Annotated in this window: 27 protein-coding genes and 1 riboswitch; of the genes, 10 read left to right on the forward strand and 17 right to left on the reverse strand. The window is 69.3% G+C overall.

Annotation, left to right across the window (positions count from 1 at the left end; all coding sequences use genetic code 11):
• Positions 1-28 precede the first annotated feature (28 nt).
• The 4 genes from AC1RAA_RS18725 to ruvA form a co-directional block, all read right to left on the reverse strand.
• Positions 29-1,435, reverse strand: a complete 1,407-nt coding sequence (locus tag AC1RAA_RS18725) for an aldehyde dehydrogenase family protein (protein WP_492730723.1) — start codon at positions 1,433-1,435, stop codon at positions 29-31.
• 120 nt (positions 1,436-1,555) lie between these two features.
• Positions 1,556-2,548: a helix-turn-helix domain-containing protein gene (locus AC1RAA_RS18730; RefSeq protein WP_492730721.1), complete on the reverse strand. Its 993-nt coding sequence runs from the start codon at positions 2,546-2,548 to the stop codon at positions 1,556-1,558.
• Between the two features lie 35 nt (positions 2,549-2,583).
• Complete coding sequence (locus tag AC1RAA_RS18735) at positions 2,584-3,480, reverse strand: hypothetical protein (protein WP_492730719.1); 897 nt, start codon at positions 3,478-3,480, stop codon at positions 2,584-2,586.
• Positions 3,477-4,049, reverse strand: a complete 573-nt coding sequence (gene ruvA / locus AC1RAA_RS18740) for a Holliday junction branch migration protein RuvA (RefSeq protein ID WP_056577514.1) — start codon at positions 4,047-4,049, stop codon at positions 3,477-3,479. The genes AC1RAA_RS18735 and ruvA overlap by 4 nt, the downstream gene beginning before the upstream one ends.
• A 20-nt stretch (positions 4,050-4,069) precedes the next feature.
• Here ruvA and AC1RAA_RS18745 point away from each other — a divergent pair, with 20 nt between their 5' ends.
• From AC1RAA_RS18745 to AC1RAA_RS18755, 3 genes are read left to right on the forward strand one after another with little or no spacing between them, the layout of a single operon-like run.
• Positions 4,070-5,020 carry a PhoH family protein gene (locus tag AC1RAA_RS18745; RefSeq protein ID WP_172438305.1) on the forward strand — a complete coding sequence of 317 codons (951 nt, stop codon included), beginning with the start codon at positions 4,070-4,072 and terminating at the stop codon, positions 5,018-5,020.
• A gap of 1 nt (position 5,021) precedes the next feature.
• Positions 5,022-5,489: an rRNA maturation RNase YbeY gene (ybeY, locus tag AC1RAA_RS18750; protein ID WP_062479245.1), complete on the forward strand. Its 468-nt coding sequence runs from the start codon at positions 5,022-5,024 to the stop codon at positions 5,487-5,489.
• Positions 5,490-5,501: 12 nt separating this feature from the next.
• Complete coding sequence (locus AC1RAA_RS18755) at positions 5,502-6,128, forward strand: class I SAM-dependent methyltransferase (RefSeq protein WP_492730717.1); 627 nt, start codon at positions 5,502-5,504, stop codon at positions 6,126-6,128.
• Here AC1RAA_RS18755 and dtd read toward each other — a convergent pair.
• Both dtd and AC1RAA_RS18765 read right to left on the reverse strand, forming a co-directional pair.
• Entirely contained in the window at positions 6,100-6,543 is a 444-nt protein-coding gene (gene dtd / locus AC1RAA_RS18760) for a D-aminoacyl-tRNA deacylase (protein WP_159279411.1), read from the reverse strand. The genes AC1RAA_RS18755 and dtd overlap by 29 nt on opposite strands.
• Positions 6,540-7,454: a cation diffusion facilitator family transporter gene (locus tag AC1RAA_RS18765; RefSeq protein WP_492730715.1), complete on the reverse strand. Its 915-nt coding sequence runs from the start codon at positions 7,452-7,454 to the stop codon at positions 6,540-6,542. Before AC1RAA_RS18765 ends, dtd begins: the two co-directional genes overlap by 4 nt.
• A gap of 151 nt (positions 7,455-7,605) precedes the next feature.
• Here AC1RAA_RS18765 and AC1RAA_RS18770 point away from each other — a divergent pair, with 151 nt between their 5' ends.
• Both AC1RAA_RS18770 and AC1RAA_RS18775 read left to right on the forward strand, forming a co-directional pair.
• Positions 7,606-8,097, forward strand: a complete 492-nt coding sequence (locus AC1RAA_RS18770; RefSeq protein WP_492730713.1) for a FecR family protein — start codon at positions 7,606-7,608, stop codon at positions 8,095-8,097.
• Positions 8,098-8,101: 4 nt separating this feature from the next.
• Positions 8,102-8,719, forward strand: a complete 618-nt coding sequence (locus tag AC1RAA_RS18775; RefSeq protein ID WP_062479230.1) for an OmpA family protein — start codon at positions 8,102-8,104, stop codon at positions 8,717-8,719.
• A gap of 54 nt (positions 8,720-8,773) precedes the next feature.
• On the opposite strand, the gene tyrS is transcribed toward AC1RAA_RS18775, so the two are convergent.
• Positions 8,774-10,006, reverse strand: a complete 1,233-nt coding sequence (tyrS, locus tag AC1RAA_RS18780) for a tyrosine--tRNA ligase (RefSeq protein ID WP_159272807.1) — start codon at positions 10,004-10,006, stop codon at positions 8,774-8,776.
• A gap of 161 nt (positions 10,007-10,167) precedes the next feature.
• Here tyrS and AC1RAA_RS18785 point away from each other — a divergent pair, with 161 nt between their 5' ends.
• On the forward strand, positions 10,168-11,514 hold the full coding sequence (locus AC1RAA_RS18785) for a M23 family metallopeptidase (RefSeq protein WP_492730711.1): 1,347 nt from the start codon (positions 10,168-10,170) through the stop codon (positions 11,512-11,514).
• 17 nt (positions 11,515-11,531) lie between these two features.
• The gene (locus AC1RAA_RS18790) at positions 11,532-12,680 is read left to right on the forward strand and encodes an anhydro-N-acetylmuramic acid kinase (RefSeq protein ID WP_492730709.1); all 1,149 of its coding nucleotides are present in this window, start codon (positions 11,532-11,534) and stop codon (positions 12,678-12,680) included.
• 6 nt (positions 12,681-12,686) lie between these two features.
• Here the strand turns inward: AC1RAA_RS18790 and mdtD are convergent, their stop codons facing one another.
• The 6 genes from mdtD to AC1RAA_RS18820 all read right to left on the reverse strand — a co-directional run bounded on the left by mdtD (position 12,687) and on the right by AC1RAA_RS18820 (position 17,695).
• Positions 12,687-14,123 (reverse strand): multidrug transporter subunit MdtD, encoded by a 1,437-nt coding sequence (gene mdtD, locus AC1RAA_RS18795; protein WP_492730707.1) that lies wholly within the window; start codon positions 14,121-14,123, stop codon positions 12,687-12,689.
• A 90-nt stretch (positions 14,124-14,213) separates the two neighbouring features.
• Positions 14,214-14,579 (reverse strand): iron-sulfur cluster insertion protein ErpA, encoded by a 366-nt coding sequence (gene erpA / locus AC1RAA_RS18800; RefSeq protein WP_056577477.1) that lies wholly within the window; start codon positions 14,577-14,579, stop codon positions 14,214-14,216.
• Between the two features lie 197 nt (positions 14,580-14,776).
• Positions 14,777-15,169, reverse strand: coding sequence for a 30S ribosomal protein S9 (rpsI, locus tag AC1RAA_RS18805; protein ID WP_062479216.1), 393 nt, complete (start codon positions 15,167-15,169; stop codon positions 14,777-14,779).
• 12 nt (positions 15,170-15,181) lie between these two features.
• A complete protein-coding gene (rplM, locus tag AC1RAA_RS18810) occupies positions 15,182-15,613 on the reverse strand; it encodes a 50S ribosomal protein L13 (RefSeq protein ID WP_062479213.1) in 432 nt (143 codons plus the stop codon).
• Between the two features lie 205 nt (positions 15,614-15,818).
• Positions 15,819-17,096 (reverse strand): S1C family serine protease, encoded by a 1,278-nt coding sequence (locus AC1RAA_RS18815; RefSeq protein ID WP_492730705.1) that lies wholly within the window; start codon positions 17,094-17,096, stop codon positions 15,819-15,821.
• Complete coding sequence (locus tag AC1RAA_RS18820; RefSeq protein WP_492730703.1) at positions 17,093-17,695, reverse strand: hypothetical protein; 603 nt, start codon at positions 17,693-17,695, stop codon at positions 17,093-17,095. Before AC1RAA_RS18820 ends, AC1RAA_RS18815 begins: the two co-directional genes overlap by 4 nt.
• Before the next feature lie 162 nt (positions 17,696-17,857).
• On the opposite strand from AC1RAA_RS18820, the gene AC1RAA_RS18825 reads away from it, so the two are divergent.
• The gene (locus tag AC1RAA_RS18825) at positions 17,858-18,817 is read left to right on the forward strand and encodes a 23S rRNA (adenine(2030)-N(6))-methyltransferase RlmJ (RefSeq protein ID WP_492730701.1); all 960 of its coding nucleotides are present in this window, start codon (positions 17,858-17,860) and stop codon (positions 18,815-18,817) included.
• A 10-nt stretch (positions 18,818-18,827) separates the two neighbouring features.
• Here the strand turns inward: AC1RAA_RS18825 and AC1RAA_RS18830 are convergent, their stop codons facing one another.
• Genes AC1RAA_RS18830 through ahcY form a run of 4 tightly spaced genes read right to left on the reverse strand, consistent with a single transcriptional unit; the run spans position 18,828 to position 22,633 of the window.
• A complete protein-coding gene (locus tag AC1RAA_RS18830; RefSeq protein WP_492730699.1) occupies positions 18,828-19,466 on the reverse strand; it encodes a septal ring lytic transglycosylase RlpA family protein in 639 nt (212 codons plus the stop codon).
• 53 nt (positions 19,467-19,519) lie between these two features.
• Entirely contained in the window at positions 19,520-20,344 is an 825-nt protein-coding gene (gene metF / locus AC1RAA_RS18835; protein WP_492730697.1) for a methylenetetrahydrofolate reductase [NAD(P)H], read from the reverse strand.
• Positions 20,345-20,354: 10 nt separating this feature from the next.
• Complete coding sequence (locus tag AC1RAA_RS18840; protein WP_492730694.1) at positions 20,355-21,188, reverse strand: TlyA family RNA methyltransferase; 834 nt, start codon at positions 21,186-21,188, stop codon at positions 20,355-20,357.
• A gap of 5 nt (positions 21,189-21,193) precedes the next feature.
• Positions 21,194-22,633 (reverse strand): adenosylhomocysteinase, encoded by a 1,440-nt coding sequence (ahcY, locus tag AC1RAA_RS18845; RefSeq protein ID WP_070062885.1) that lies wholly within the window; start codon positions 22,631-22,633, stop codon positions 21,194-21,196.
• 65 nt (positions 22,634-22,698) lie between these two features.
• A riboswitch (S-adenosyl-L-homocysteine riboswitch) is annotated at positions 22,699-22,767 on the reverse strand.
• Between the two features lie 251 nt (positions 22,768-23,018).
• On the opposite strand from ahcY, the gene phaP reads away from it, so the two are divergent.
• Together phaP and AC1RAA_RS18855 are read left to right on the forward strand one after the other, a co-directional pair.
• Entirely contained in the window at positions 23,019-23,516 is a 498-nt protein-coding gene (gene phaP / locus AC1RAA_RS18850; protein ID WP_062482351.1) for a TIGR01841 family phasin, read from the forward strand.
• A 22-nt stretch (positions 23,517-23,538) separates the two neighbouring features.
• The gene (locus AC1RAA_RS18855; RefSeq protein WP_492730691.1) at positions 23,539-24,468 is read left to right on the forward strand and encodes an alpha/beta fold hydrolase; all 930 of its coding nucleotides are present in this window, start codon (positions 23,539-23,541) and stop codon (positions 24,466-24,468) included.
• Positions 24,469-24,472: the final 4 nt, after the last annotated feature.

Raw genomic sequence — 24,472 nt, forward strand, 5'->3', positions numbered from 1 at the left:
CGTGGCGCACGCCACGCTCTGCAACGCGTCAGGAGAAGATCACCTGCGCGTCGGTGTACTCCTTCAGCCCTTCTTCCGCGAACTCCACGCCGAGCCCCGATCCCTTCACGCCGCCGAAGGGCGCGTTGGGCTGGATGGCGCCGTGCTTGTTGATCCACACCGAGCCGCACTCCAGGCGCGAGGCGATGCGCTTGGCATGCTCGATGTCCTTCGACCACACGGAACCGCCGAGGCCGTTCTCGCTGTCGTTGGCGGCGCGGATGGCCTCTTCGACGTCGGTGTAGCGGATGACGGGCAGCGCGGGCCCGAACTGTTCTTCGTCGACCAGCGCATCGCCGTTCTTCAGGCCCGCAACAATGGTCGCGGGGAAGAACAGGCCCTCGCCCGGTGCGCCGCCCGTGAGCACCTGGCCCTTCTTTTTCGCGTCGGCCACGAGCCGCGCGACCTTGTCGAACTGCATGCGGTTCTGCACCGGGCCGAGCACGTTCTTCTCGTCCATGCCGTCGCCCATCGGCACCTGCTTCGCAAAGGCCGCGAGGTGCTCGCACACCTCGTCGTGGATGCTGGCGTGCACGTACAGCCGCTTCATGGCCGCGCAGGTCTGGCCGTTGTTGAGGAACGCGCCCCAGAACAGGCCTTCGGCAATGGCCTTGGGGTCGGCATCGGGCAGCACGATGCCGGCGTCGTTGCCGCCGAGCTCGAGCGTGAGCCGCTTCATGGTGCTGGCGGCCGACTGCATCACCTTCTTGCCGGTGGCGCAGGAGCCGGTGAACACGATCTTGCGGATGACCGGGTCGCTCGCCATGTCGGCGCCGAGGTTGGAGGTGCGGTCGTCGCAGCTCACGCTGTTGACCACGCCTTCGGGCAGCACCTCGTTGAGCAGTTCCACGAAGCGCAGCGTGGCCAGCGGCGTGTACGGCGAGGGCTTGATGACGACGGTGTTGCCCGTGCGCAGCGCCGGCAGCACGTGCCACACGGCGATCAGCACGGGGAAGTTCCACGGCGTGATCGAGCCGACCACGCCCACGGGCTTGCGGAAGATCTCGACGTGGCCCTGCGCGTTGTCCTGCAGCACGCGCGGCGGCAGCGACAGCGCCGCGGTGGCGCCGGCCCAGGCCGCGGCGCCGCCCAGCTCCCAGCGCGACCCCAGGCCATTGAGCGGCTTGCCCTGCTCCAGCGTGAGCAGGCGCGCCAGCTCTTCGGCGTGCGCGCCGATCTTCTCGGTCACGGCGCGGCAGGCGGCGGCCAGTTCGTCGTCGGACTTTCGCGACCAGCTCGTGAAGGCCTTCTGCGCGGCGGCCACGGCGGCGGCGAGGTCGTCGCGCGAACCGTTCGGCGCGGTGCCGATCACCTGACCGTTGGCGGGGTTGCGCACTTCGAAGGAGGCCGTGCCTGGCACCGCGCGACCGCCGATCGTCATTCTTGTCTCTTGCATTGCTTTGTCCTGGTTGGGTTGACGCTGGCGCGCGCCGCCGCAGGGCGGGCGCGCCAGGTCAATGTAGGAAAAGCAGGGGCCGGCGTCTTGGAGCCAGACGTCAGCGAATGGACTCAGGCGTCAGTGCGTCAGGGGTCCAAGTGCCAGGCGCCCCGGCGGCACGCCGTAGCGCTTGCGGAACTCGCGGTAGAAGAACGACAGGTCGTTGAAGCCGCAGTCGTACGCGACCACCGCGATGGCCGGCGCGGGGCCGCCCTGCCGGGCCGCCGCATCGAGCGCGGCGCGCGCCGCCGCCAGCCGGGTGTCGAGGATGTGGCGGCTCGGCGAAACGCCCAGCGCCTCGAAGGCCCGCTGCAGCAGCCGCGGCGACACGCCCAGGTGGCGCGCCAGTTCGCCCGCGTGGAAGGCCGGGTCGTAGAACTGCAGCGCCACATGGTCCATCGCGCGGCGCAGCACGCCCTCGCCGGCGTTGCGCGACAGCAGCGCAGGCGCCTGCCGCGCGCGCTCGACCAGCACCGAGCCGAACACGCCGAGAAAGGCCTCGACCAGGTGCGCGTCGTCGGACTGCCCGCTGTCGAGCAGGCGCGCGAGGATGGCGCGCATCGCGAAGCCCAGCGCGTCGCCGCGTCGCACGCACACGCCGCCCTGCAGCGTGGGGCCGAAGCGCGCGAGCATGTCGGCGCGCGGCAGGTGCACCGACACCTGCTGCGAGCTGGCGCCGTCGTAGACGAACTCCGAGGGCCGCGCCGAATCGATCAGCACGATGTCGCCGGCCTGCACCGCGATCTGCTGCGCGCCCTGGCACATGAGCGCGCCGCCGTGGTCCTGGAACACGAGGAAGAAATGCTCGCGGTCGTCGCGCCGGATGGCCTGCGCATCGCGGTGCACGCGCTGCAGGTTCTGGCCGATGAGCGCCACGTCGACCCCGCCGGCGCGCCGCACCTCGATGCCGCCCGAGACGGTCTGCTGGCGCGGCATGGGCACGGGGGTGAAGTTGCCGCACACGGCCTGCAGGCGCGGGCCGACGAGCTCGAACGGCATCTCGGCGCGCATCCGCGGCGTCAGGGGGCCGCCGCTAAGGTGCGCGGGCGAATCGAAGAAAGAAGCGCTCACAGAGGGTGTCTCCTTGCAGGGCGCCGGGCCAGCGCTCAGTCCTCGTCCATGACCCGCGAGCGGCCGAACCAGAAGCCGAGCACCAGGCCGACCGTGCCGGCACCGATGCCGCCCCACAGGCTCAGGAAAGTGTAGACGTTGTAGCGCCCCGGATGCTGCGCGAGCGCACTCGCCAGTGCGGGTTCGTTCAGGCCGCCGAGCCCGCGCGCGGCGGCGTAGTCGAAGCCCGCGGCGCCCAGGAAATGCGGCGCCACGAGGATCGGCAGCGCCGTGAAGAACGGAAACCACGCGCCGCGCATCCGGCGCCAGCGCATGAAGATCGCCGCGACGAGCAGCACCGCGCCGACCGCGACGGTGCCGAGCGCGAAGGGCTGGCGCGCGAGCGGCAGCAGCCAGGGCCAGATCCACGGCAGCGGGTACAGCGGCCATTCGGCGCGCGGCGCCAACCCACCCGGCCGCGCGACGACCGACCAGCCCAGCGTGTCGAGGCCGCTGAACACCAGCGCCGACACGCAGGCCACGGCCGCGACAAGCAGGCACACGCTGCGAAACGGGAACGCGCTGCCCTGCAGGAAGCCGGGCGACGGCTCGGGCGGCAACGCCGGCGACCGGGGCCAGCCCGACTGCCAGTGCCGCACGACGATCGACGTCGGCACCGGCGGCGGTGCCAGGTCACCGCGCACCAGCCAGTCGATGAACAGGATGCCAACCGCGAAGGCCATGACCGCCGTGAGCCATGCACAGACGCCCGGCATGTCGACGAAGCCGGCCGGCGTCAGCATCGGCAGCTGGCCGTAGGCCACGCCCGCAAAGCCGTAGAGCCAGATGATCGGCACCGACAAGGCCATGGCCGTGTGCATCAGCACGGCGTCGGTCTCGGCCGACTCGTGGCGCAGCGCCTGCGCGCGCGACCACGCCTCGCGCCAACTCACTTCGCCAGGGCTTTCAGTGCCATCTTGATGCCGTCGCTCACGCTCGCGTCCTTCGGCAGCGCCTTCAGCGCGAGCGCGGCTTCCTTGTCGCTGTAGCCCAGCGCCACCAGCGCCTGCAGGATGTCGGCCTGCGCGTCGGACGCGGCATGCGCCGGCAGGCCGATGTCAGCGCCCAGCTTGCCCTTGAGCTCCAGCAGCAGCCGCTCGGCGGTCTTCTTGCCGATGCCCGGGATCTTCACGAGCCGCCCCAGCTCCTGCGTGGTGATGGCCTGCGCCAGCTCGCCCACGCTCATGCCCGAGAGCAGGCCCAGCGCGGTGCGCGGGCCCACGCCGGTGATCTTGATGAGCTGGCGGAAGGCCGCTCGCTCCTCGGCGGTGCCGAAGCCGTAGAGAATCTGCGCGTCTTCGCGCACGACGAAGTGCGTGAGCAGCGACACCTTCGCGCCGACGTTGGGCAGGTTGTAGAACGTGCTCATCGGCACGTCGACCTCGTAGCCGACGCCGTTGCAGTCCACCACCACCTGCGGGGGGTTGCGCTCTGCGAGCGTGCCGGTCAGTTTGCCTATCATGGGTGCCCTTTTTCCTTGAAATGTCCGGCGTGATTCTGCGACACACCTTTACCCCCCTGAACAATTCGCGCCTCGGCCACCTGTGCGGCCCGCTGGATGCGCATCTGCGCCGCATCGAGGACGCCCTGGGCGTGAAGATCGCGCACCGCCACGAGCAGTTCAAGGTCGACGGCCCCAAGGCCCCGGCGCAGCGCGCCATGGAGGTGCTGCAGGCGCTGTACGAGATCGCCCAGCGCGCCATCGACCCGGCCGTGGTGCAGCTCACGCTGGCCGGCGACGGCTCGATGAGCGACGAGGACGCGGCCATGCTCGTCACACGCCGCGCCGACCTGCGCGCGCGCACGCCCACGCAGGCGCTGTACCTGGACAACATCGCCAAGCACGACATCACCTTCGGCATCGGCCCGGCCGGCACCGGCAAGACCTACCTGGCGGTGGCTTGCGCGGTCGATGCGCTGGAGCGCGCGGCGGTGCAGCGCATCGTGCTCACGCGCCCGGCCGTGGAAGCGGGCGAGCGACTGGGCTTTCTGCCGGGCGACCTGACGCAGAAGGTCGACCCGTACCTGCGCCCGCTGTACGACGCACTGTACGACCTCATGGGCTACGAGAAGGTGCAGAAGGCCTTCGAGCGCAACGTGCTCGAGATCGCGCCGCTGGCCTTCATGCGCGGACGCACGCTGAACAACGCCTTCGTGATCCTCGATGAAGCGCAGAACACCTCGGTGGAGCAGATGAAGATGTTCCTCACGCGCATCGGCTTCGGCGCCAAGGCGGTGGTGACGGGCGACGTGAGCCAGATCGACCTGCCCAAGCAGCAGCTCAGCGGCCTGATCGACGCCGAGCGCGTGCTCAAGCGCGTGGCCGGCATCGCGACCACGCACTTCACGAGCGCCGACGTGGTGCGCCACCCGCTGGTGGCGAAGATCGTCGATGCCTACGACGGCCAGCGCAAGCGCTCGGGAGGCCACTGACATGGCGGCCTCCTTGCTTCCTGCCCTGTCGCTGTCGCTGCAGTTCGGGCGCTTCAAGGGCGTGGAGCGCCACCGCGCCGCGCTGCCGCGCCACAGCGTGAACCGATGGATTCGCCATGCGCTGGACATCGACGGCGAGATCACCGTGCGCATCGTCGATGCCGAAGAAGGCCAGCGCCTGAACCGCGAGTTCCGCGGCAAGGACTACGCCACCAACGTGCTCACCTTCGACTATGCGCAGGGCCCGGTCGTGATGGCCGACCTGGTGCTGTGCGCGCCCGTGGTGGCGCGCGAGGCGAAGGAAAACCGCAAGACGCTGGCCGCGCACTACGCGCACCTGCTGGTGCACGGCACGCTGCACGCGCAGGGCTGGGACCACGAAACGAGCGAGGCCGACGCGGACGAGATGGAAGCGTACGAAATCGAGATCCTCGCGGGCCTGGGCATTCGCAGCCCGTACGGGCGCTGAGCGGAGGCCGCGATGGCGTCGGGCACCGATCCCTGGCTGCCGCGCTGGCTGCCGCTGCTGCGCGCATGTGCCGGCGACGGGCCGGTGCTCGAACTGGGGTGTGCAGCGGGTCGCGACACCGCCACGCTGGTCGACGCCGGCTTGCGGGTGGTGGCGGTCGAGCTGTCGTCCGACGCACTGGCGCAGGCGCGGCAACGCGTGCCCGCAGGGGCCGAGTTCCATTGCGGCGATTTCCGCGACGCATGGCCGCTCGCGGAGGGCGCCACGGTCGGCGCCGTGCTCGCGAGCCTGTCGCTGCACTACTTCGCGTGGGACGAGACGTTGGCGCTGGTGCGGCACATCCACCGCGTGCTGCGGCCGGGTGGCGTGCTGCTGTGCCGCCTCAATTCGGTCAACGACCTGCACCACGGCGCGCGCGGCCCGTCGGCCAGCGGGCGGGACGAAGATGTCTTCTACACGGTGGACGGCATTCCCAAGCGCTTCTTCGACCGCGCCGCGGTCGAGCGGCTGTTTGCCGACGGCTGGCAGCTGCAGCACCTCGAGGAGGTGCGCGTGCTGCGCTACGACGAACCGAAGGTGGCGTGGGAAGCGGTGATCCGCCCCGCGCCGTTCACGCCGTCATCTGCAACGGGATCGTGACCGGCCCGTCGTTCAGCAGGTGCACCTGCATGTCGGCACCGAACTCGCCCGTCGCCACCACCGGGTGCGCGCCGCGCGCCTGCGCCACGAAGTACTCGTAGAGCCGGCGGCCCTCGTCGGGCGGCGCCGCGAGTGTGAAGCTGGGGCGGTTGCCGCCGCTCACGTCGGCGGCCAGCGTGAACTGGCTCACGACCAGCAGGCCGCCGCCGATGTCCTGCACGCTGCGGTTCATCTTGCCGGCCTCGTCCGAGAAGATGCGCAGCTTGAGGATCTTGGCGAGCAGGCGGTCGGCCACGTTGTCGGCGTCGCCGCGTTCGGCGCACAGCAGCACCAGCAGGCCGGCCTCGATGGCGCCGACGGTCTGGCCCGCGATGTCGACGCGGGCGTGGGCGACGCGCTGGAGCACGGCTTTCATGAATGGTGGTCCTCGAGTCGGGTGGCGCGCGCTTCCATGGTGAGCGGCAGCAGTTGGATGGTCACGCGCAGGCCGGGCACGGCGTCCATGAGCGACTGTTCCAGCTCGTCGCGCAGGTTGGCGGCGCGCTGCAGGGTCCAGTCGCCGGGCACGTGCATGTGCAGGTCGGCAAAGCGGCGCTGGCCGGCGCCGCGCGTCACCATGTCGTCGAAGCGCAGCCGGTCGCCCTCGGCATGGTTGGCGGCGAAGGCGTCGAGGGTGGCGCGCACGGTGGCGAGCGTCTCGGCGTCGAGCGCCTCGTCCATCAGGCCCTGCGACGAGCGCCACACGAGCTTGAAGCCCTCGCGCACGATGTTGAGCGCCACGCCGATGGCGATCAGCGGGTCGAGCCAGAGCCAGCCGCTGAAATGCACGGCCACGATGCCGACCAGCACGCCGACCGAGGTCCAGACGTCGGTCATCAGGTGACGCCCGTCGGCCTCCAGCGCAATGGAGCGGTGCGCGCGCGCCGCGCGGAACAGCACGAACGCCAGCGCCGCGTTGAAGCCCGAGCTGATCACCGACAGCGCCAGGCCCCAGCCCAGTTGCTCGAGCGGCTGCGGCGCCATCAGCCGCAGCACCGACACCCACAGGATCGCGATGGCGGCGGCCACGATCAGCAGGCCCTCGAAGCCGGACGAGAAGTACTCGGCCTTGTGGTGGCCGTAGGGGTGGTCTTCGTCGGCCGGGCGCTCGGCGATGGTGACCATCGCCAGCGCGAACATGGCGCTGGCGAGGTTGACGCAGGACTCCATGGCGTCCGAAATCAGGCCCATCGAGTTCGTCAGGTAGCCGGCCCATCCCTTCAGGAGGATGGTGATCAGGGCCACCGCGACAGAGACGCGAAGCAGCGTTTTAGGGGTCAACGTCATGCAGAAAGAACAAGATCAGGTAAAAAGGGCCTGTGCGGGCGGGCATTACGTCGCAGGAATCGGCTGAATTATCAGCCGCGTGACCATATGTAACGCCTTCGCCTTAATATTTGCGCTCATTGCGAAGCAATCAGTCACAGAGAGGCAAATGATGAAGAAATTTTTGACCGCCGCCCTCGGGCTCGCCATCGTCGGCGCAGCCACCCTGGCCCAGGCCCAGGCACCCGCTGCGGCGCCCGCCGCAGCAGCGGCCGCGCCCCAGCAGGCCGGGTTCGTGAAGACGGTGCGCGGCAACGTCCAGCTGCTCGACAGCGCCGGCGCCACGCGCACGGCGGCCCCCGGCGACGCGCTGGGCGCGGTCGATCGCATCGTGACCGGCCCGGATTCGTCGGCCGCCGTCGTGCTGCGCGACAACACCACGCTGATGGTCGGCCCGTCCTCGCGCATGGACCTGAAGGAATTCCACTTCGACGGCACCACCCGCGACGGCGGCATGCTCGTGTCGCTGCTGCGCGGCTCGATGCGCATGATCACCGGCCTCATCGGCAAGACCAACCCCGACGCCGTGCGCGTCGAAACCCAGACCGCCACCATCGGCATTCGGGGCACGGACTTCATCGTGCAGACCGACGGCCAACCCTGAAAAGATGCAGACACCGCCACGCCGCTCCCCCCTTCTTCCTGCGACCGCGCTGGTCGCCCTTTTGTTGGCCGCCTGCTCCTCGCCGGGCACGCGCGTGGTGCTCCTGCCCCAGGCCGACGGCACGCCTTCCGCCGTGGTGGTGCGCGCCAAGGACGGCGAAGAAGTGCTCTCCAAGCCCTACCAGCGCGCCACGGCCGCGGTGGGCGCGAGCGGCGCACCGGTGGTCGACCAGGCCGATGCGGCCAAGGTCCAGGCCGAGAACAAGCCCCTGTTCGACATGCGCCCGCCGCTTCCGCAGCGCTACACGGTGTTCTTCGAAGTGGGCACCACCACGCTGACGGCGGCGTCGCAGCAGATCATGACTGAGGCGCTGGCCGCCGCGCTGGCCCGCAGCGGCGGCGACATCGTGGTGACCGGCCACACCGACACCAAGGGCGCCGGCGAGCAGAACGACCAGCTGTCGCGCCGCCGCGCGCAGGAAGTGGTGCAGCTGTTCGTGGAGCGCCAGTTCCCGGCGAACCGCATCGAGGCCGTGGGCCGCGGCGAACGCGACTTGGCCGTGCCCACCGCCGACGAGGTGGACGAGCCCCGCAACCGGCGCGTGACCATCGAGGTCCGCTGACCCCCACACGCTGACTCCCATTGAAAAAGGCCCCGAGGGGCCTTTTTTTGTCGATCAGCTCAGGGTCACGCGCGCAAACTTGCGCTTGCCGACCTGCACCACGTAGCTGCCCGCGGGCAGTTTCAGGCCCTTGTCGGACACCACGACCGAATCGATGCGCACGCCGCCGCCGTCGATCAGGCGGTTGCCCTCCCCGGACGAAGCCGCCAGGTTGGCTTGCTTGAGCAGCTGGCCGATGCCCAGCGGGGCGCCGCTCAGTGCCACCTCGGGAATCTCGTCGGGCACGCCGCCCTTGCTGCGGTTGATGAAGTCCTGCTCCGCCGCGTCGGCCGCCGCCGCGCTGTGGAAGCGCGCAGTGATTTCCTTGGCCAGCGCCACCTTGGCGTCCTTCGGGTTGCGCCCGGCCGCGATCTCGGCCTTCAGCGCCTCGATCTGCGCCACCGACTGGAAGCTCAGCAGCGTGTACCAGCGCCACATCAGCGTGTCGGAGATCGACAGCACCTTGGCGAACATGCTGTTGGCGTCTTCGCTGATGCCGATGTAGTTGCCCTTGCTCTTGGACATCTTCTCGACGCCATCGAGCCCTTCGAGCAGCGGCATAGTAAGTATGCACTGCGGCTCCTGGCCGTATTCCTGCTGGAGATGACGGCCGACGAGCAGGTTGAACTTCTGGTCGGTGCCGCCCAGCTCGAGGTCGCTTTCGAGCGCCACCGAGTCGTAGCCCTGCATCAGCGGGTACAGGAACTCGTGCACCGAGATCGACTGGCCGGCCTTGAAGCGCTTGTTGAAGTCGTCGCGCTCCATCATGCGCGCCACCGTGTACTTGGCCGCCAGCTGGATCATGCCGCGCGCGCCCAGCGGGTCGCTCCACTCGGAGTTGTAGCGGATCTCGGTCTTGGACTCGTCCAGCACCAGCTTGGCCTGGGCGAAGTAGGTCTCGGCGTTGGCGCGGATCTGCTCGGCCGTGAGCGGCGGGCGGGTGCTGTTGCGGCCGGAGGGGTCGCCGATCAGGGAGGTGAAGTCGCCGATCAGGAAGATCACGCGGTGCCCCAGGTCCTGGAGCTGGCGCATCTTGTTGAGCACCACCGTGTGTCCGATATGAATATCCGGTGCGGTCGGGTCCAGGCCCAGCTTGATGCGCAGCGGCTTGCCGCTGGCTTCCGCCTTCTGGAGCTTCTTGACCCACTCGTCCTGCGGCAGCAGCTCGTCAGCGCCTCGGAGGGATATTTCGAGGGCTTGTCTTACACCATCGGAGAGGCTGGTGGATGTAACAGATTCGGCGTTCATGGGCTTTTTTGGCGGTTTTTCCGGTGGCCGAAGCTATACTCAGCCCGACTTTTCAAGCGCCGGATTCTAAGCGGCGCTTTTTTTCCGCACCGTCTCCTGCCGCCCTGAACGCACTGGGCCTTGCAGCACGGACCTGCAGAACCTGAGTTGGAATCCACAGTTTGATCAACGGCATTCTCGCCGCCGAGGAGCTTCTCGCTTCCCGCGTGGCCTACACATTCCGGACGTACCCCAAGCAGATCACCGCAGCGATCGCTGCGATGCTGCTCAGCGCCGGCACCCTCGCGGTCGCCTCGCTCGGTCCCGACGCGTCCGACCTCCCCATCCAGCAAGTGCTCGAAGCCACCGCGCCGGTGTCTTTCGCCGACCAGTCGGCGTCGCTCGAGAACTTCAGCTTCACGCTGTTCCGCACCGACGTCTCGCGTTCGAGCGACACGGCCGATACGCTGATGAAGCGCCTGGGCATTTCCGACCCCGCCGCCACCGCCTTCGTGCGCGGCAACGCCGAAGCGCGCATGGCGCTGTTCGCGCGCGTAGGCCGCACCGTGACGGCCGAAGCCACGCAGGAAAACCAGCTGCAAAAGCTCAGCGCCCGCTGGATTCCCGACGCCGACGGCGGCTTCAAGCGTTTCGTCGTCGAGCGCACCCCCACCGGCTTCGTGGCCCGCACCGAGCGCGACATGCTGACGCCGGGCACGCGCCTGGCCAGCGGCACCATCCGCAGCTCGCTGTTCGCCGCCACCGACGACTCGCGCATTCCGGACGCCGTGGCGAGCCAGCTGGCCGACATCTTCGCGGGCGACGTCGACGTGCGCTCGCTGCGCAAGGGCGACCGCTTCGCCGTGGTCTACGAGACCTTCGAAGCCGACGGCCAGGCGCTGCGCAGCGGCCGCGTGCTCTCGGCCGAGTTCGAGAACAACGGCAAGGTCCACCAGGCCGTCTGGTTCCAGCCCCCGGGCGCGGGCCAGAAGGGCAGCTACTACCGCCCGAACGGCGACAGCCTGCGCAAGGCCTACCTGGCCACGCCGGTCGAGTTCTCGCGCGTCTCCAGCGGTTTCGCGATGCGCATGCATCCGATTTTGAACAGCTGGCGCCAGCACAACGGCATCGACTACGCGGCGCCCACGGGCACCGCAGTGCGCACGGTCGGTGACGGCACGGTCGATTTCGCCGGCACGCAAAGCGGCTACGGCAACATCGTCATCATCAACCACCGCAACAACCAGCAGACGGCCTACGCCCACCTGAGCCGCATCAACGTGAAGGCCGGCGAGAGCGTGAGCCAGGGCCAGACCATCGGCGCCGTCGGCTCGACCGGTTGGGCCACAGGCCCGCACCTGCATTTCGAATACCGCGTCGGCGGGGCCTACCAGGACCCGACCACGATCGCGCAGGAAGGCGGCGCACCGATCACCGCGGCCCTGCGCCCGGCCTTCGAACGCATCGCCGTGGGCGCCCGCACCGAGCTGGCTGCCGCCTTCTCGGTGATCCAGGCCAGCGCCGACTGAGCCTCGCGCCCCCAGGCATGGCCGCCGCACCGCAGCCGCCGCAGCAACGCTTCATCGGCCTGATGTCGGGCACCTCGCTCGACGGGGTCGACGGCGTCATTGCCGATTTCTCCGACGATGGCCACCTCGCGGTGATCGGCCATGCCAGCGCCGACTTTCCCGCCCCGCTGCGCGCCGAGCTGATGGCGCTCAACACCCCCGGCGACAACGAACTGCACCGCGCGGCCCTGGCCGGCAACGGCCTGGCACGGGTGTATGCCGACGTGGTCGCGCAGCTGCTGGCCAGCACCGGCACGGCACCCCACGCCGTCACCGCCATCGGCGCCCACGGCCAGACCGTGCGCCACCGGCCGCTCGAATTCGACGGCACGGGCTACACGCTGCAGGTCAACAACCCCTCGCTGCTGGCCGAACTGAGCGGCATCGACGTGGTCGCCGACTTCCGCAGCCGCGACCTCGCGGCCGGCGGCCAGGGCGCCCCGTTGGTGCCGGCCTTCCACCAGGCCCTGTTCGCCCGGCCTGATGCCCCCGTCGCGGTGCTGAACCTCGGCGGCATCTCCAACCTGAGCCTGCTGCCCGCCACGAGCGCGCCTGCTGGCACTGCCTCCCTGCTGGGCTTCGATTGCGGCCCCGCCAACGCGCTGATGGACCACTGGTGCCAGCGCCACCTCGGCCAGCCCTTCGACCGGGGCGGCCAGTGGGCCGCCAGCGGGCGCGTACTGCCCGAGCTGCTCGCCCGGCTGCAGGCCGAACCGTATTTCGCCAAGGCGCCACCGAAGAGCACGGGGCGCGATTTATTCCATCCGGACTGGTTGACCGGCCACCTGGGCACGGCCGCCTGGGCGCCTGTCGATGTGCAGGCCACGCTGGCCGAGCTGACCGCCAGCACCTGTGCGGCAGCGCTGCGTAGCTATCAAAAAGAGAGCGCCTTGCTGATCGTCTGCGGCGGCGGTGCGCTCAACGACCACCTCATGGCCCGCCTGCGCGCCCTGCTGCCCGGCGTGCAGGTGCAGGCGTCCTCAGAACACGGCCTGCCGCCCCAGCAGGTCGAGGCTGCCGCATTCGCGTGGCTGGCCCGACGCACCGTCCGGCGCGAACCCGGCAACCTCGCGAGCGTGACCGGCGCGCGCGGGGCGCGGGTGCTCGGCGCGATCTACCCGGCCTGATCTGCGTCAACCCTGGCCGGAGACTTCCGGCTGCGCAGGCTGCGCCGCCCGCACTTCTGCCGGCAGATGCCAGAAGATCAGCGCCGAAGCCACCGTGATGAGCCCCATCGTCGCGAACGTGGCCTGGAACGCATCGAGCGTCTGCACCGCCGTGGCCGTGCCGAACACCCCGTTGTAGCCCGCCAGCACCGCGCCGGCGGCGGCCACGCCCAGGCTCATCGCCAGCATCTGCACCATCGACAGCAGGCTGTTGCCGCTGCTGGCCATGCCGCCGTCGAGGTCCTTCAGGGTGATGGTGTTCATGGCCGTGAACTGCAGCGAATTGACCGCGCCGAACACCAGCAGCTGCAACAGGTGCAGCGCCACCGGCTGCCCCGGCGCCGTGAGGCCGAAGCTGGCCATGGTGCAGCCGACCAGCACCGTGTTGGCCACCAGCACGCGGCGGTAGCCGTGGCGCGTGATCAGCGGCGTGGCAAAGCGCTTCATGGCCATACCGGCCAGCGCGACCGGCAGCATCATCAGCCCCGCGCGCACCGGCGAATAGCCCATCGACACCTGCAGCAGCAGCGGCACCAGGAAGGGCATGCAGCTGCTGCCCAGGCGCGAGAACAGGTTGCCCAGCAGGCCGATGCTCAGCGTCGGAATGCCGAACAGCGCGGGCGAGAACAGCGGCTCCGGCGTGCGTGCCGCGCGCAGCCAGTAGGCGACCACGCTGGCAAAGCCGAAGATCAGCACCGCCATCACCCCGCCCTGGCGCAGCCCGAGCCCCGACACGCCGTCGACCGCCAGCGAGATCGCCACCATGCCGAAGGCCAGCAGCGCGTAGCCCACGCCGTCGAAGCGCTTCTGGAGGGCGCCGCGCAGGTCCGGCATGTAGCGCAGCGTGGCGATGCAGCCGGCCAGCCCCACCGGCACGTTGATGAGGAAGATCCAGTGCCAGGAGGCGTACTGCACCAGCCAGCCGCCCAGCGTGGGCCCCAGCAGCGGCCCGATGAGCCCCGGAATGGCCACGAAGCTCATCGCCTGCAGGAACTCGCCGCGGGGCACCGTGCGCAGCAGCGCCAGGCGCCCCACAGGCAGCAGCAGCGCCCCGCCCAGGCCCTGCACCACCCGCGCCGCCACGAGCTGCCCCAGCCCCTGCGAGAGCGCGCACAGCACCGAGCCGGCGGCAAACAGCACGATGGCGCAGAAGAAGATCCGCCGCGTGCCGAAGCGGTCGGCGATCCAGCCCGAGGCCGGGATCAGCATCGCCATCGTGAGCGCGTAGGCCACCACCACCGACTGCATGCGCAGCGGGCTCTCGCCCAGGCTGGCGGCCATGGCGGGCAGCGCCGTGTTGATGATGGTGGCGTCCAGCGTCTGCATGAAGAAGCCCACGGCCACGAGCCACAGCAGGCTCTTGCGGGCGGGATCGACGGGGACGGCGGTTTCTTCGGGACTCATCGGGAAGGCGTGGACTCGGGAAAACGACGGGCAGCAAAAAGCCGCCCGGAGGCGGCTTTTTCGAGGGGGCTGGTCAGCAGCATCCAGGCATCAGGCCGAGAAGCTGGAACCGCAGCCGCAGGTGCTGGTGGCGTTCGGGTTCTTGATGACGAACTGGGCGCCCTGCAGGTCTTCCTTGTAGTCGATCTCGGCGCCGAGCAGGTACTGGTAGCTCATGGCGTCGATCAGCAGCGACACACCGTTCTTGGTCATGGTGGTGTCGTCTTCGTTGGTGATCTCGTCGAAGGTGAAACCGTACTGGAAGCCCGAGCACCCGCCACCCTGCACGAACACGCGCAGCTTCAGGTCGGGATTGCCCTCTTCGGCGATCAGGTCGGCGACCTTGGCGGCCGCGCTGTCGGTGAAGACGATCGGCTCGGGCATCTGGGTCTGGATGTTTTCGGCAACAGCGCTCATGGGGTGAAACTCCTTGGGGGGCCGCTTGGGCGGCCAATGGGACGGATGCTACTGCAATGCCGCATTTTCGGCAGGCCGACTGTGGCGAGCACCCATCGCAAGTGGGGTCGGGCGCCGCATCCACCAGGGGCACCTGGGGGACGCGGCCACGAAAAAGCCGCCCGAGGGCGGCTTCTTGTCTCGCAACGAGCAGGGGATCAGCGCTTGCTGAACTGCTTGCGGCGACGGGCGGAGTGCAGACCGACCTTCTTACGCTCGACTTCACGTGCGTCGCGCGTCACGAAGCCGGCTTGGCTCAGGACGGGCTTCAGCGAAGCGTCGTAGTCGATCAGGGCACGGGTGATGCCGTGGCGCGTGGCGCCGGCTTGACCCGATTCGCCGCCGCCGTTCACGTTGACCATCACGTCGAAAGCTTCGAGGTTGTTGGTCAGCGCCAGGGGCTGCTTGGCGATCATGATCGAGGTTTCACGGCCGAAGAACGCTTGGATGTCCTTGCCGTTGACCGTGATCTTGCCGGTGCCTTTTTTCAGAAACACGCGGGCGACGCTGGATTTGCGACGGCCGGTGCCATTGTTCCATTCACCAATCATTCTCAAGGCTCCTTACAGTTCCAGCACTTTGGGCTGTTGGGCGGTATGCGGGTGCTCAGCACCACCGTACACCTTGAGTTTCTTGATCATCGCGTAACCAAGCGGGCCCTTGGGCAGCATGCCCTTGACAGCCTTTTCCAGGGCGCGGCCCGGGTGCTTGTTCTGCATGTCGCGGAAGTTCGTCGCCGTGATACCGCCCGGGTAGCCCGAGTGACGGTAGTACACCTTGTCGATCGACTTGGCGCCGGTGACGCGCAGTTGCGCGGCGTTGATGATGACGATGTAGTCACCGGTATCGACGTGAGGCGTGTAAATGGCCTTGTGTTTGCCGCGCAAACGGAGAGCAACTTCGCTGGCTACTCGTCCGAGGACCTTGTCGGTCGCGTCAATCACAAACCACTCGTGCGTCACGTCAGCGGGCTTGGCGCTGAACGTTTTGGTCATGAGTTTTTCTCTTGAAAGAGGGTTTGGCGAGCCCTTTTCCACGGTCGGCGTTCCTCTGATGGGAATCTCTTAGGTGGGTTTTCACGCCTTCCGCCCAATGAACGGGCAGCTGGCATGCCTTCGCCGCGGGGCTACAAAAACGCTGCGAAGCCCGCGATTATATGAAGAAATGGCCAAACGGCCAATTTTCGGGCTTCCGGGGGCCTCAGCGCTGGATGCGGACGAGTTCCAGGCTCTCGTTGGCCCCCGAGGAGACCCCGCGCTGGTATTCGCCCTCGAAACGGACGACCCGGCCCAGCTCGGGGCTGTACCAGGCGGCGCCCCGAAAGCGCGTGCTGGCGCCGGTCAGCGGCAAGCTGGTGGTGCTGGAGGCGAAGATCCAGCCCTCGTAGCCGATGCGCATCACGTTCAACTCCACCCCGTCCACACGCATCGTCTGCTCGCCGCCCACCGAGGCGGTGAGTTCATGCCGCAGCCGGTCGCCGGTGGTCGTCACGTAGTCGAGCTGCCAGCGCATGCCGGGCTGGATGTCGTCCTTGCGCAATGCCCAGCCGCCCGGCGGCGACGCGGTGTCGAACAGGCCGCCGGCCGGCGACGTGATGGAGACCACCTGCCCGTTGGTCTTCTCGATCCGGCTGCCGGCATTGAACGACACCTCGTCGCCGCTGACCCGGTCCACCCGGTAGATCACCGGCGCCCGGTTGCCCGTCAGCCGGTCCGTGCGCACGTACTCGAGCGCGTCGCCGGCGCGCAGCGGCTCGGTCAGCGGGATGCCCGCCCCACCGGCGTCGGCCACCCGTCGGGCGGCAGCGCCCGCAGGCTCCCGGGCCCGCGCCGCCAGTTGCGCCTGGGCGCGGGCCGGCAGTTCCGCCAGGAACTCGGCCGGCATCGCGAAATTCAGGTTGCCGCCGTCGCGGGCAGAGAAGGTGGTGATGCCCAGCAGGCGGCCGTCGCTGTCGAACAGCCCGCCGCCGCTCGACCCGGGGGCGATGGCGGCCGTGGTCTGCAGCAGCCGCGCCTCGCCGTCGCCACCGCGCAGGCCCGACAACAGGCCTTCGCTGAGCGTGTTTTCCAGCCCGCGCGGGTTGCCGATGGCGTACACGCGCTGCCCCACCCGCGCACCGCCGGCGGGCGCCAGGGTCACCGGGGTTGCCGTGAAGTTGGCGACCTTGATCTGGCACAGGTCGCGCCCCGGGTCCGGGTATTCGAGCGTGGCGCCGTAGGTGACGTTGTCGCGCTTGACCACGAAGTTGCTGGCCTTGGCGAGCACGTGGCAGTTGGTGACGAGCCGGCCGGGCGCGATCACCACGGCGCTGCCGGCGCGCAGCGGGCGCTCCTGCGCGTCGAAGGTGCGCACGGCCCAGACGCTGCCGGTCAGCTTGGCGAACAGGGCGTCGGGTTCCAGCGCGGCGGCGGGGCCGGCGGCCAGCAGGGCGCCCGCGGCGCACAGCCACGGCGCGGCGTTCGTCCAGATCGGCTTCACGGCTTGGCGGGCAGCAGGCCGCGCAGGTCGTCCATCGAGACGCGGGCGTCGGGCGCGGCGGGCGGCACTGCGGGCGCAGGTCGCACCGGAGCGGGCGGTGCGACCGCCACGGGAGGCGGCGGTGGCGCGACCACGGCCGGCGCGGGCGCAGGCACAGGCGCTGCCACGGCCGTCTTCGGCGCCGGCGCAGCCGCCATCTCGGTCGTGCCGATCTTCATGCCGACCGTCGCCTCGTCGCCGGTCTGCGCGCTGCGGTCGAAACTGCGCACCTCGCCGAAGATCAGCTGGATCCAGCTCGGGTAGTTGAAGCCCGCGCCGGTGCCGGTGTCGATCGCCACGCCGACCAGGCCGCCGATCATCACGTTGCCGACCAGGCCCACGTTGACGCGCGAAATCGCCTGGCCGCGGGCCGGCGGCAGGCCGGACTGGGTGCATTCGATGTTCAGGTTCTCGCCCGAGCGCCGCACCGGCAGGGTCAGGCCGGAGCGCACCACCGCATCATTGCGGTCGTTCGAGACCCGGCAGCGGGCGCCGTCGACCACCTTGCCCTCGGGCGACAGGGTCTCGACCTTCACGTTCTGCGTGGTGCCGTGGGTCACGGAGGCGCAGCCCGTCAAAATAGACAAAACACCCGCGCCGACGCACAGGCCCCAAAATCGCCATCCGGCTCCTCGCATTGCTGCCCCTCGTTGTGTTTTGTAAATCAATGTAGCGCCGCGCGAGTCTAGCGCTCCCCTTTCCACTTTTTCAGGCCTCATTCCATGTTCAGTTACCGCCACGCGTTCCATGCCGGCAACCACGCCGACGTGCTCAAGCACACGGTCCTGATTGCCACCCTCGACCACCTGCTTGAAAAAGACGCCGCGCTGACCGTCGTCGACACCCACGCCGGCGCCGGCCTGTACCGGCTCGACGGCGACTACGCCGGCACCAGCGGCGAAGCGGCCGACGGCGTGCTGCGCTTCTTCACCGAACCGGAAAAAGCCCCCGCCACACCCGCCCCCGCCGCCAAGTCGACGGGCAAGAAGCCCGCAGCCCCCGCCGAAGAAAAGCCGGTCGCCGAAGCCATCGCCCGCTACCTCAGCGTGATCCACGACTTCAACCCCAAGGGCGGCGCCCGCGTCTACCCCGGCTCGCCGTTCATCGTGCAGCACCTGCTGCGCGACCACGACAAGCTCAAGCTGTTCGAGCTGCACCCGACCGACGCCCGCACGCTGGACGCCAACATCGCCCAGCTCGAGGCCGGCCGCCGCATCGCCGTGCTGCGCGACGACGGCTTCGGCAGCGCCACCAAGTTCCTGCCGCCGCCCTCGCGCCGCGCGCTGGTGCTGATGGACCCGAGCTACGAAATGAAGACCGACTACGGCCGCGTGCTCGACTTCGCGGCCGAGGCGCTCAAGCGCTTCGCCACCGGCACGTATGCCGTCTGGTACCCGATCATTCCGCGCCCCGAGGCGCACGACCTGCCGCGCCGCCTGAAGACGATGGCGACCAAGGCCGGCAAGCCGTGGCTGCACGCCACGCTGACGGTCAAGTCGAGCAAGATCACGAAGGACGCCGCCTCGGGCGAAACGCAGCGTCCGGGCCTGCCGGCCAGCGGGATGTTCCTGATCAACCCGCCCTACACGCTGAAGGCGCAACTGGCCGAGGCACTGCCGCAGCTGGCCGAGCGCCTGGCCCAGGACCGCAACGCCGCCTACTCGCTCGAGAGCGGCGGCTGAGGCAGGCCGCTCAGCGACGCTTGCGCGGCGGCACGATCACCCGCTTGCGCGCAGGTGCCGGCGCGCGAACGCGCGACGTCGGAGCCTCGGGCAACAGCGCGGGCTGCAGATCTTCCGCCGCCACGGCCTGGCCGCCGCAGCGCATGCCCTCGCGGTCGATGACCGACAGCGCCACCTGCTTGATGCCCATGCTCGTGAGACCGATGCGGTCGGCCGCGGCGCGGCTCAGGTCGATGATGCGGCCCGGCGTGAAGGGCCCGCGGTCGTTGACGCGCACCAGCACCTCGCTGCCGTTGACCAGGCTGCGCACGCACACGCGCGTGTTGAAGGGCAGCGTCTTGTGGGCCGCCGTCATGGCGCCCATGTCGAAGCGCTCGCCGTTGGCGGTCTTGCGCTGGTGGAACTGGATGCCGTACCACGAGGCCCCGCCGCGCTCGAAGATCTCGCGCGGTTCATCGCCGGGCACGCCGTCGTCCAGCGACTCGCCGGTGCCGGACACCGCGAGGTCGTAGCGCACCGACGGCACGGCCGAGCGCGGGGCGGCGCCGGGCGGCACGGCCAGGCCGCGTCCCAGCGGCTGCAGCCGCTTGCCGGACGCCGCCGGCGTGGCGGTGGTGTCCGCGTCTTTCTCCTGCGTGGCAGGCGGCATGGTGCACCCTGCGAGCACGCAGGAGACCGCGACGGCGACCGCGCGCAGCCCTCTCAATCCAGGCGCTCCAGGATCGCCAGCGTGGCCGCCGACTGGTTCATCGTGTAGAAGTGGATCGCGGGTGCGCCGCCCGCTTGCAGGCGCGCGCACAGGTCCGTCACCACGTCCAGGCCGAAGGCCTTGATGGAGGCCGTGTCGTCGCCGAAGCCCTGCAGCCGCAGGCGGATCCAGCGCGGAATCTCGGCACCGCAGGCGTCCGAGAAACGCATGAGCTGCGTCGAGCTCGTGATGGGCATGATGCCCGGCACGATCGGCGTGTCGAGCCCCAGCTTGCGCGCGTCGTCGACGAAGCGGAAGTAGGCCTCGGGGCTGAAGAAATACTGCGTGATGGCCGAATCGGCGCCGGCCTTCATCTTGGTCGCGAAGGCCTGCAGGTCGGCTTCGGGCGAGCGCGCCTGCGGATGCACTTCGGGGTAGCAGGCCACCTCGATGTGGAAGTCGCGCCCGGTCTCCTCGCGGATGAAGGCGACCAGGTCGCTCGCGTACTGGAACTCGCCGCCGATGCCGTAGCCGCTGGGCAGGTCGCCGCGCAGCGCCACGAGGCGCTTGACGCCCATGGCCTTCAGCTCGGCCAGCTGCTCGCGCACGGTGGCGCGCGTGGCGCCGATGCACGAGAAATGGCTGGCTGCGTCCACGCCCTCGGCCAGGATCTCCTGCACCGCACCGAAGGTGCCCTGGTGCGTGGAGCCGCCCGCGCCGTAGGTGACGGAGCAGAACTGCGGCTTGCGCGCATACAGCTGCTGGCGCACGGCGCGCAGCTTGACCGCGCCTTCGGACGTCTTGGTCGGGAAGAATTCGAAACTCAGCGGAAGGCGCACCTGCGTCTCCTTAGGAACCGTCGCCCGCCTTGGCAGCAGCACGAACGGCGTGAATGAAAAACTCGCGGTTGCCGTCGCCCCCGGCGATCGGGCTGTCGAACCAGCGCAGCACCTTCAGCTCGAGCGCCGCGCAGGCGTCGTGCAGGCGCTTCTCGACCACAGCGTACATCGCCTCGTCGCGCACGATGCCGCCCTTGCCGACCTGGCCGGGCTGCAGCTCGAACTGCGGCTTGACCAGCATCAGCAACTGGCCGTCGTCGGCCAGGAACTGCACCACGGCCGGCAGTACCAGCGTGAGCGAGATGAAGGACAGGTCGCCGACGATGAGGTCGAAGCGCGGTTCAGGCGGGGCTTCGACAGCTTCGACCGCCTCGCCAGCTTCTGCGTCTTCTTCATCGTCCACCTGCAGGTCAGCCGGCGACAGCGCCCGCGCATTGACGCCTTCGATGGCGACCACGCGTTCGTCCTCGCGCATGCGCGCATGCAGCTGCCCATGGCCCACGTCGACGCCCACCACCTTGGCGGCGCCATGCTGCAGCAGGCAGTCGGTGAAGCCGCCGGTCGACTGGCCGACGTCCAGGCAGAGCTTGCCGGTCGGGTCCACGCCGCTGGTCTTCAGCGCGCCTTCGAGCTTGAGGCCGCCACGCGACACGTAGCGCGCCTCGGCGGCGTCGGCGAGCTCGAGCTCGGCCGACTCGGGCACTTCGTCCTTGTTCTTGGCGACGTTGCGCCACGCGTCGCCCGTGCCCGCGTCACGCCAGCGCATGCCGCCGGCGATGAGCCGCACGGCTTGCGAACGCGACGCGGCCAGGCCGCGCTCTACCAACAGTTGATCGGCGCGCACGCGGATCAATAGCGGTAGGTGTCCGGCTTGTAAGGGCCGTTCTTGTCCACGCCGATGTAGGCGGCCTGGGAGTCGGTCAGCTCGGTGAGCATGGCGCCGACCTTCTTCAGGTGCAGGCGCGCGACCTTCTCGTCCAGGTGCTTGGGCAGCACGTAGACCTTGCCGGCCTGGTAGGCGTCGGGCTTGGTGAACAGCTCGATCTGGGCGATGGTCTGGTTGGCGAACGAGGACGACATCACGAAGCTCGGGTGGCCCGTGCCGCAGCCCAGGTTCACCAGGCGGCCCTTGGCCAGCAGGATGATCTTCTTGCCGTCGGGGAAGGTGATGTGGTCCACCTGCGGCTTGATCTCTTCCCACTCGTACTTCTCGATCGACGCGACGTCGATCTCGTTGTCGAAGTGGCCGATGTTGCAGACGATGGCCTGGTCCTTCATGGCGGCCATGTGCTCGTGACGGATCACGTCGCGGTTGCCGGTGGTGGTCACGAAGATGTCGGCCTTGTCGGCGGCGTACTCCATGGTCACGACCTTGTAGCCTTCCATGGCGGCCTGCAGGGCGTTGATGGGGTCGATTTCGGTGACCCACACCTGCGCCGACAGTGCACGCAGCGCCTGGGCCGAGCCCTTGCCCACGTCGCCGTAGCCGGCCACGCAGGCCACCTTGCCGGCGATCATCACGTCGGTGGCGCGCTTGATGCCGTCGACCAGCGATTCGCGGCAGCCGTAGAGGTTGTCGAACTTGCTCTTGGTGACCGAGTCGTTCACGTTGATGGCGCGGAACAGCAGCGTGCCCTTGGCGCTCATCTCGTTCAGGCGGTGCACGCCGGTGGTGGTCTCTTCGGTCACGCCGATGATCTCGGCCGACTTGCGGGTGTACCAGGTGTCGTCCACGGCCAGCTTGGCCTTGATGGCGGCGTACAGAATGCGTTCTTCTTCGCTGGTCGGGTTGGCGAGCACGCCCAGGTCTTTTTCAGCGCGCTGGCCCAGGTGCATGAGCAGCGTGGCGTCGCCGCCGTCGTCCAGGATCATGTTCGGGCCTTCGCCCTTCGAGCCCTTGGGACCGAAGTCGAAGATGGCGTGGGTGTAGTCCCAGTAGTCCTTCAGCGACTCGCCCTTGATGGCGAACACCGGGGTGCCGGCGGCGGCGATGGCGGCGGCAGCGTGGTCCTGCGTCGAGAAGATGTTGCACGAGGCCCAGCGCACTTCGGCGCCCAGGGCTTGCAGCGTCTCGATCAGCACGGCCGTCTGGATGGTCATGTGCAGCGAGCCCGTGATGCGCGCGCCCTTCAGGGCCTGGCCCTTCGAGAACTCTTCACGGATGGCCATCAGGCCGGGCATCTCGGTTTCGGCGATCTTGATTTCCTTGCGGCCCCAGGCGGCAAGGGACAGGTCGGCAATCGCCTGGTCGGCGGTCGAGACGGGGGTGGGCTTGAGTACAGCGCTCATGTGAACTCCAAAACTGGTTTGAAAGATGCCACTGCGTACGGGGAAGAAAGACTCACCGCGAGAACAGCGGGTGAGCGTGGTTGCGATGTGGTCCGAGCCTCACGCCTGACGGCGCTGCAACGCTCCTCGGAGCGCCGGATTGTAGTCGCGGCCGCCCGGCCCGCCAATCGACCGGGGCATCCCACATCACGGAAAGCGCGGACACCCGCCAGGCCGGGCCGTGCGGCGCGGGCCACCCCGGGAAACTCCGCAGGCAAATCCGCGCTTGGAGCGCCCTGAGCCGCGCCGGCCCGGCGTATCGTGGCGGCGGGCCCCGGCCGCCCGGCCGCTGCCTGCATCCACCCGTTCGATTGTTTTCATCACCCGACACAGGAGATTCCGCACCATGGCCACTGCCAAGAAAGCCGCCGCGAAAAAAACCACCGCCAGCAGCGCCGGCGCGAAGCAGGCGGCGCCGTCCGCCGCGGACATGCTCGATCCGATGAAGAACCTCAAGGGCATGGCCGAGCGCCTGCAGAACCTGAACCTGACCGGCGGCGCCGGCAAGCTGCTCGACAGCGGCCGCAAGGACCTGCAGGCGCTGATGCAGGCCAACGAGAAGTCCTACCAGGGCCTGCAGACCGTGGTGCAGCGACAGACCGAAATGATCAAGACGGCCATCGCCGAATGGCAGACCGCCGCCAAGGCGATGCCGGGCAAGGACCCGAAGGAAAACCTCGCCAAGCTCGACGAGCTGGGCCGCCAGTCGTTCCAGCGCGCCGTCGACGACATCAAGGAGCTGGCCACCCTGGCCGCCAAGTCGCAGGCCGACGCCTTCGACGTGGTGCGCCAGCGCATCCAGGCCAACGTGGACGAGGTCACGAAGCTGCTGCAGCGCAAGTAACAAGAAGAAAAGAAAGGCCCGCATGACCGCCGTCGCGCCCCGCACCGAACGGCGCACCCGCGCCAACGGCATCGAACTGGCCTGGGACAGCTTCGGCGACCCCGAGGCGCCGCCGCTGTTGCTGGTCATGGGCCTCGGCGCCCAGATGGTCGCCTGGGACGACGCGTTCTGCGCCGCCCTGGCGCAGGCCGGCGGCCACCATGTGATCCGCTTCGACAACCGCGACATCGGCCACTCCACCCACCTGCCGCACGCCGGCGTGCCCGACATCCAGGCGCTGATGCTGCAGGCCATGGCGGGGCGGCCGCTGCAGGTGCCCTACACGCTGCGCGACATGGCCGACGACTGCGCCGGCCTGCTCGATGCGCTGGGCATCGCGCGCGCCCACGTCGTGGGCGCGTCGATGGGCGGCGCCATCGGGCAGGAGATGGCCGTCCATCACCCGGGGCGGATGCGCTCGCTCACCAGCATCATGTCGAGCACCGGCGACCCGGCCCTGCCGCCGCCCACGCCCGAGGCGCTGGCGGTGCTGTTCGCGCCCGCGCCGACCAGCTTCGAGGCCTACCTGCCGCACCACGCCAAGCTGTGGCGCGTGCTGCGCGGCCCCGACGCCTTTCCGCTCGACGAGGCGCGCGACGCCGAACGCGCGCAGCTGGCCTTCCTGCGCGGCCTCAACCCGGGCGGCGTGGCGCGGCAGCTGGCGGCCGTGTTCGCGTCGGGCAACCGCAAGCCGGCGCTGCGCGCGGTGCAGGTGCCGACGCTGGTGATCCACGGCGATGTCGATCCGCTGGTGCCCGTGGCCTGCGGCATCGACGTGGCCGAGGCCATTCCCGGCGCGACGCTGCTGCGCATTCCGCGCATGGGCCATGCGCTGCCGATCGCGATGTGGCCGCAGATCATCGAGGCCATCGCCGCGCACACCGCACGGGCGGCGCGGCGCGACGATCACTGAAGAA

This window comes from Variovorax sp. GW823-FHT04F07 (assembly GCF_058795995.1).

Excerpts from the sequence above, each read along its gene's own strand:
- AC1RAA_RS18725 (WP_492730723.1), bottom strand. The coding sequence starts at position 1,435 with ATGCAAGAGACAAGAATGACGATCGGCGGTCGCGCGGTGCCAGGCACG.
- rpsI (WP_062479216.1), bottom strand. The coding sequence starts at position 15,169 with ATGATTGGTGAATGGAACAATGGCACCGGCCGTCGCAAATCCAGCGTC.
- AC1RAA_RS18830 (WP_492730699.1), bottom strand. The coding sequence starts at position 19,466 with ATGCCGCCTGCCACGCAGGAGAAAGACGCGGACACCACCGCCACGCCG.
- ruvA (WP_056577514.1), bottom strand. The coding sequence starts at position 4,049 with ATGATAGGCAAACTGACCGGCACGCTCGCAGAGCGCAACCCCCCGCAG.
- phaP (WP_062482351.1), top strand. The coding sequence starts at position 23,019 with ATGGCCACTGCCAAGAAAGCCGCCGCGAAAAAAACCACCGCCAGCAGC.
- dtd (WP_159279411.1), bottom strand. The coding sequence starts at position 6,543 with ATGAAAGCCGTGCTCCAGCGCGTCGCCCACGCCCGCGTCGACATCGCG.
- tyrS (WP_159272807.1), bottom strand. The coding sequence starts at position 10,006 with ATGAACGCCGAATCTGTTACATCCACCAGCCTCTCCGATGGTGTAAGA.
- AC1RAA_RS18855 (WP_492730691.1), top strand. The coding sequence starts at position 23,539 with ATGACCGCCGTCGCGCCCCGCACCGAACGGCGCACCCGCGCCAACGGC.
- mdtD (WP_492730707.1), bottom strand. The coding sequence starts at position 14,123 with ATGAGTCCCGAAGAAACCGCCGTCCCCGTCGATCCCGCCCGCAAGAGC.
- erpA (WP_056577477.1), bottom strand. The coding sequence starts at position 14,579 with ATGAGCGCTGTTGCCGAAAACATCCAGACCCAGATGCCCGAGCCGATC.
- AC1RAA_RS18745 (WP_172438305.1), top strand. The coding sequence starts at position 4,070 with ATGTCCGGCGTGATTCTGCGACACACCTTTACCCCCCTGAACAATTCG.
- AC1RAA_RS18765 (WP_492730715.1), bottom strand. The coding sequence starts at position 7,454 with ATGACGTTGACCCCTAAAACGCTGCTTCGCGTCTCTGTCGCGGTGGCC.
- AC1RAA_RS18770 (WP_492730713.1), top strand. The coding sequence starts at position 7,606 with ATGAAGAAATTTTTGACCGCCGCCCTCGGGCTCGCCATCGTCGGCGCA.
- AC1RAA_RS18825 (WP_492730701.1), top strand. The coding sequence starts at position 17,858 with ATGTTCAGTTACCGCCACGCGTTCCATGCCGGCAACCACGCCGACGTG.
- ahcY (WP_070062885.1), bottom strand. The coding sequence starts at position 22,633 with ATGAGCGCTGTACTCAAGCCCACCCCCGTCTCGACCGCCGACCAGGCG.
- rplM (WP_062479213.1), bottom strand. The coding sequence starts at position 15,613 with ATGACCAAAACGTTCAGCGCCAAGCCCGCTGACGTGACGCACGAGTGG.
- ybeY (WP_062479245.1), top strand. The coding sequence starts at position 5,022 with ATGGCGGCCTCCTTGCTTCCTGCCCTGTCGCTGTCGCTGCAGTTCGGG.
- AC1RAA_RS18775 (WP_062479230.1), top strand. The coding sequence starts at position 8,102 with ATGCAGACACCGCCACGCCGCTCCCCCCTTCTTCCTGCGACCGCGCTG.
- AC1RAA_RS18755 (WP_492730717.1), top strand. The coding sequence starts at position 5,502 with ATGGCGTCGGGCACCGATCCCTGGCTGCCGCGCTGGCTGCCGCTGCTG.
- AC1RAA_RS18790 (WP_492730709.1), top strand. The coding sequence starts at position 11,532 with ATGGCCGCCGCACCGCAGCCGCCGCAGCAACGCTTCATCGGCCTGATG.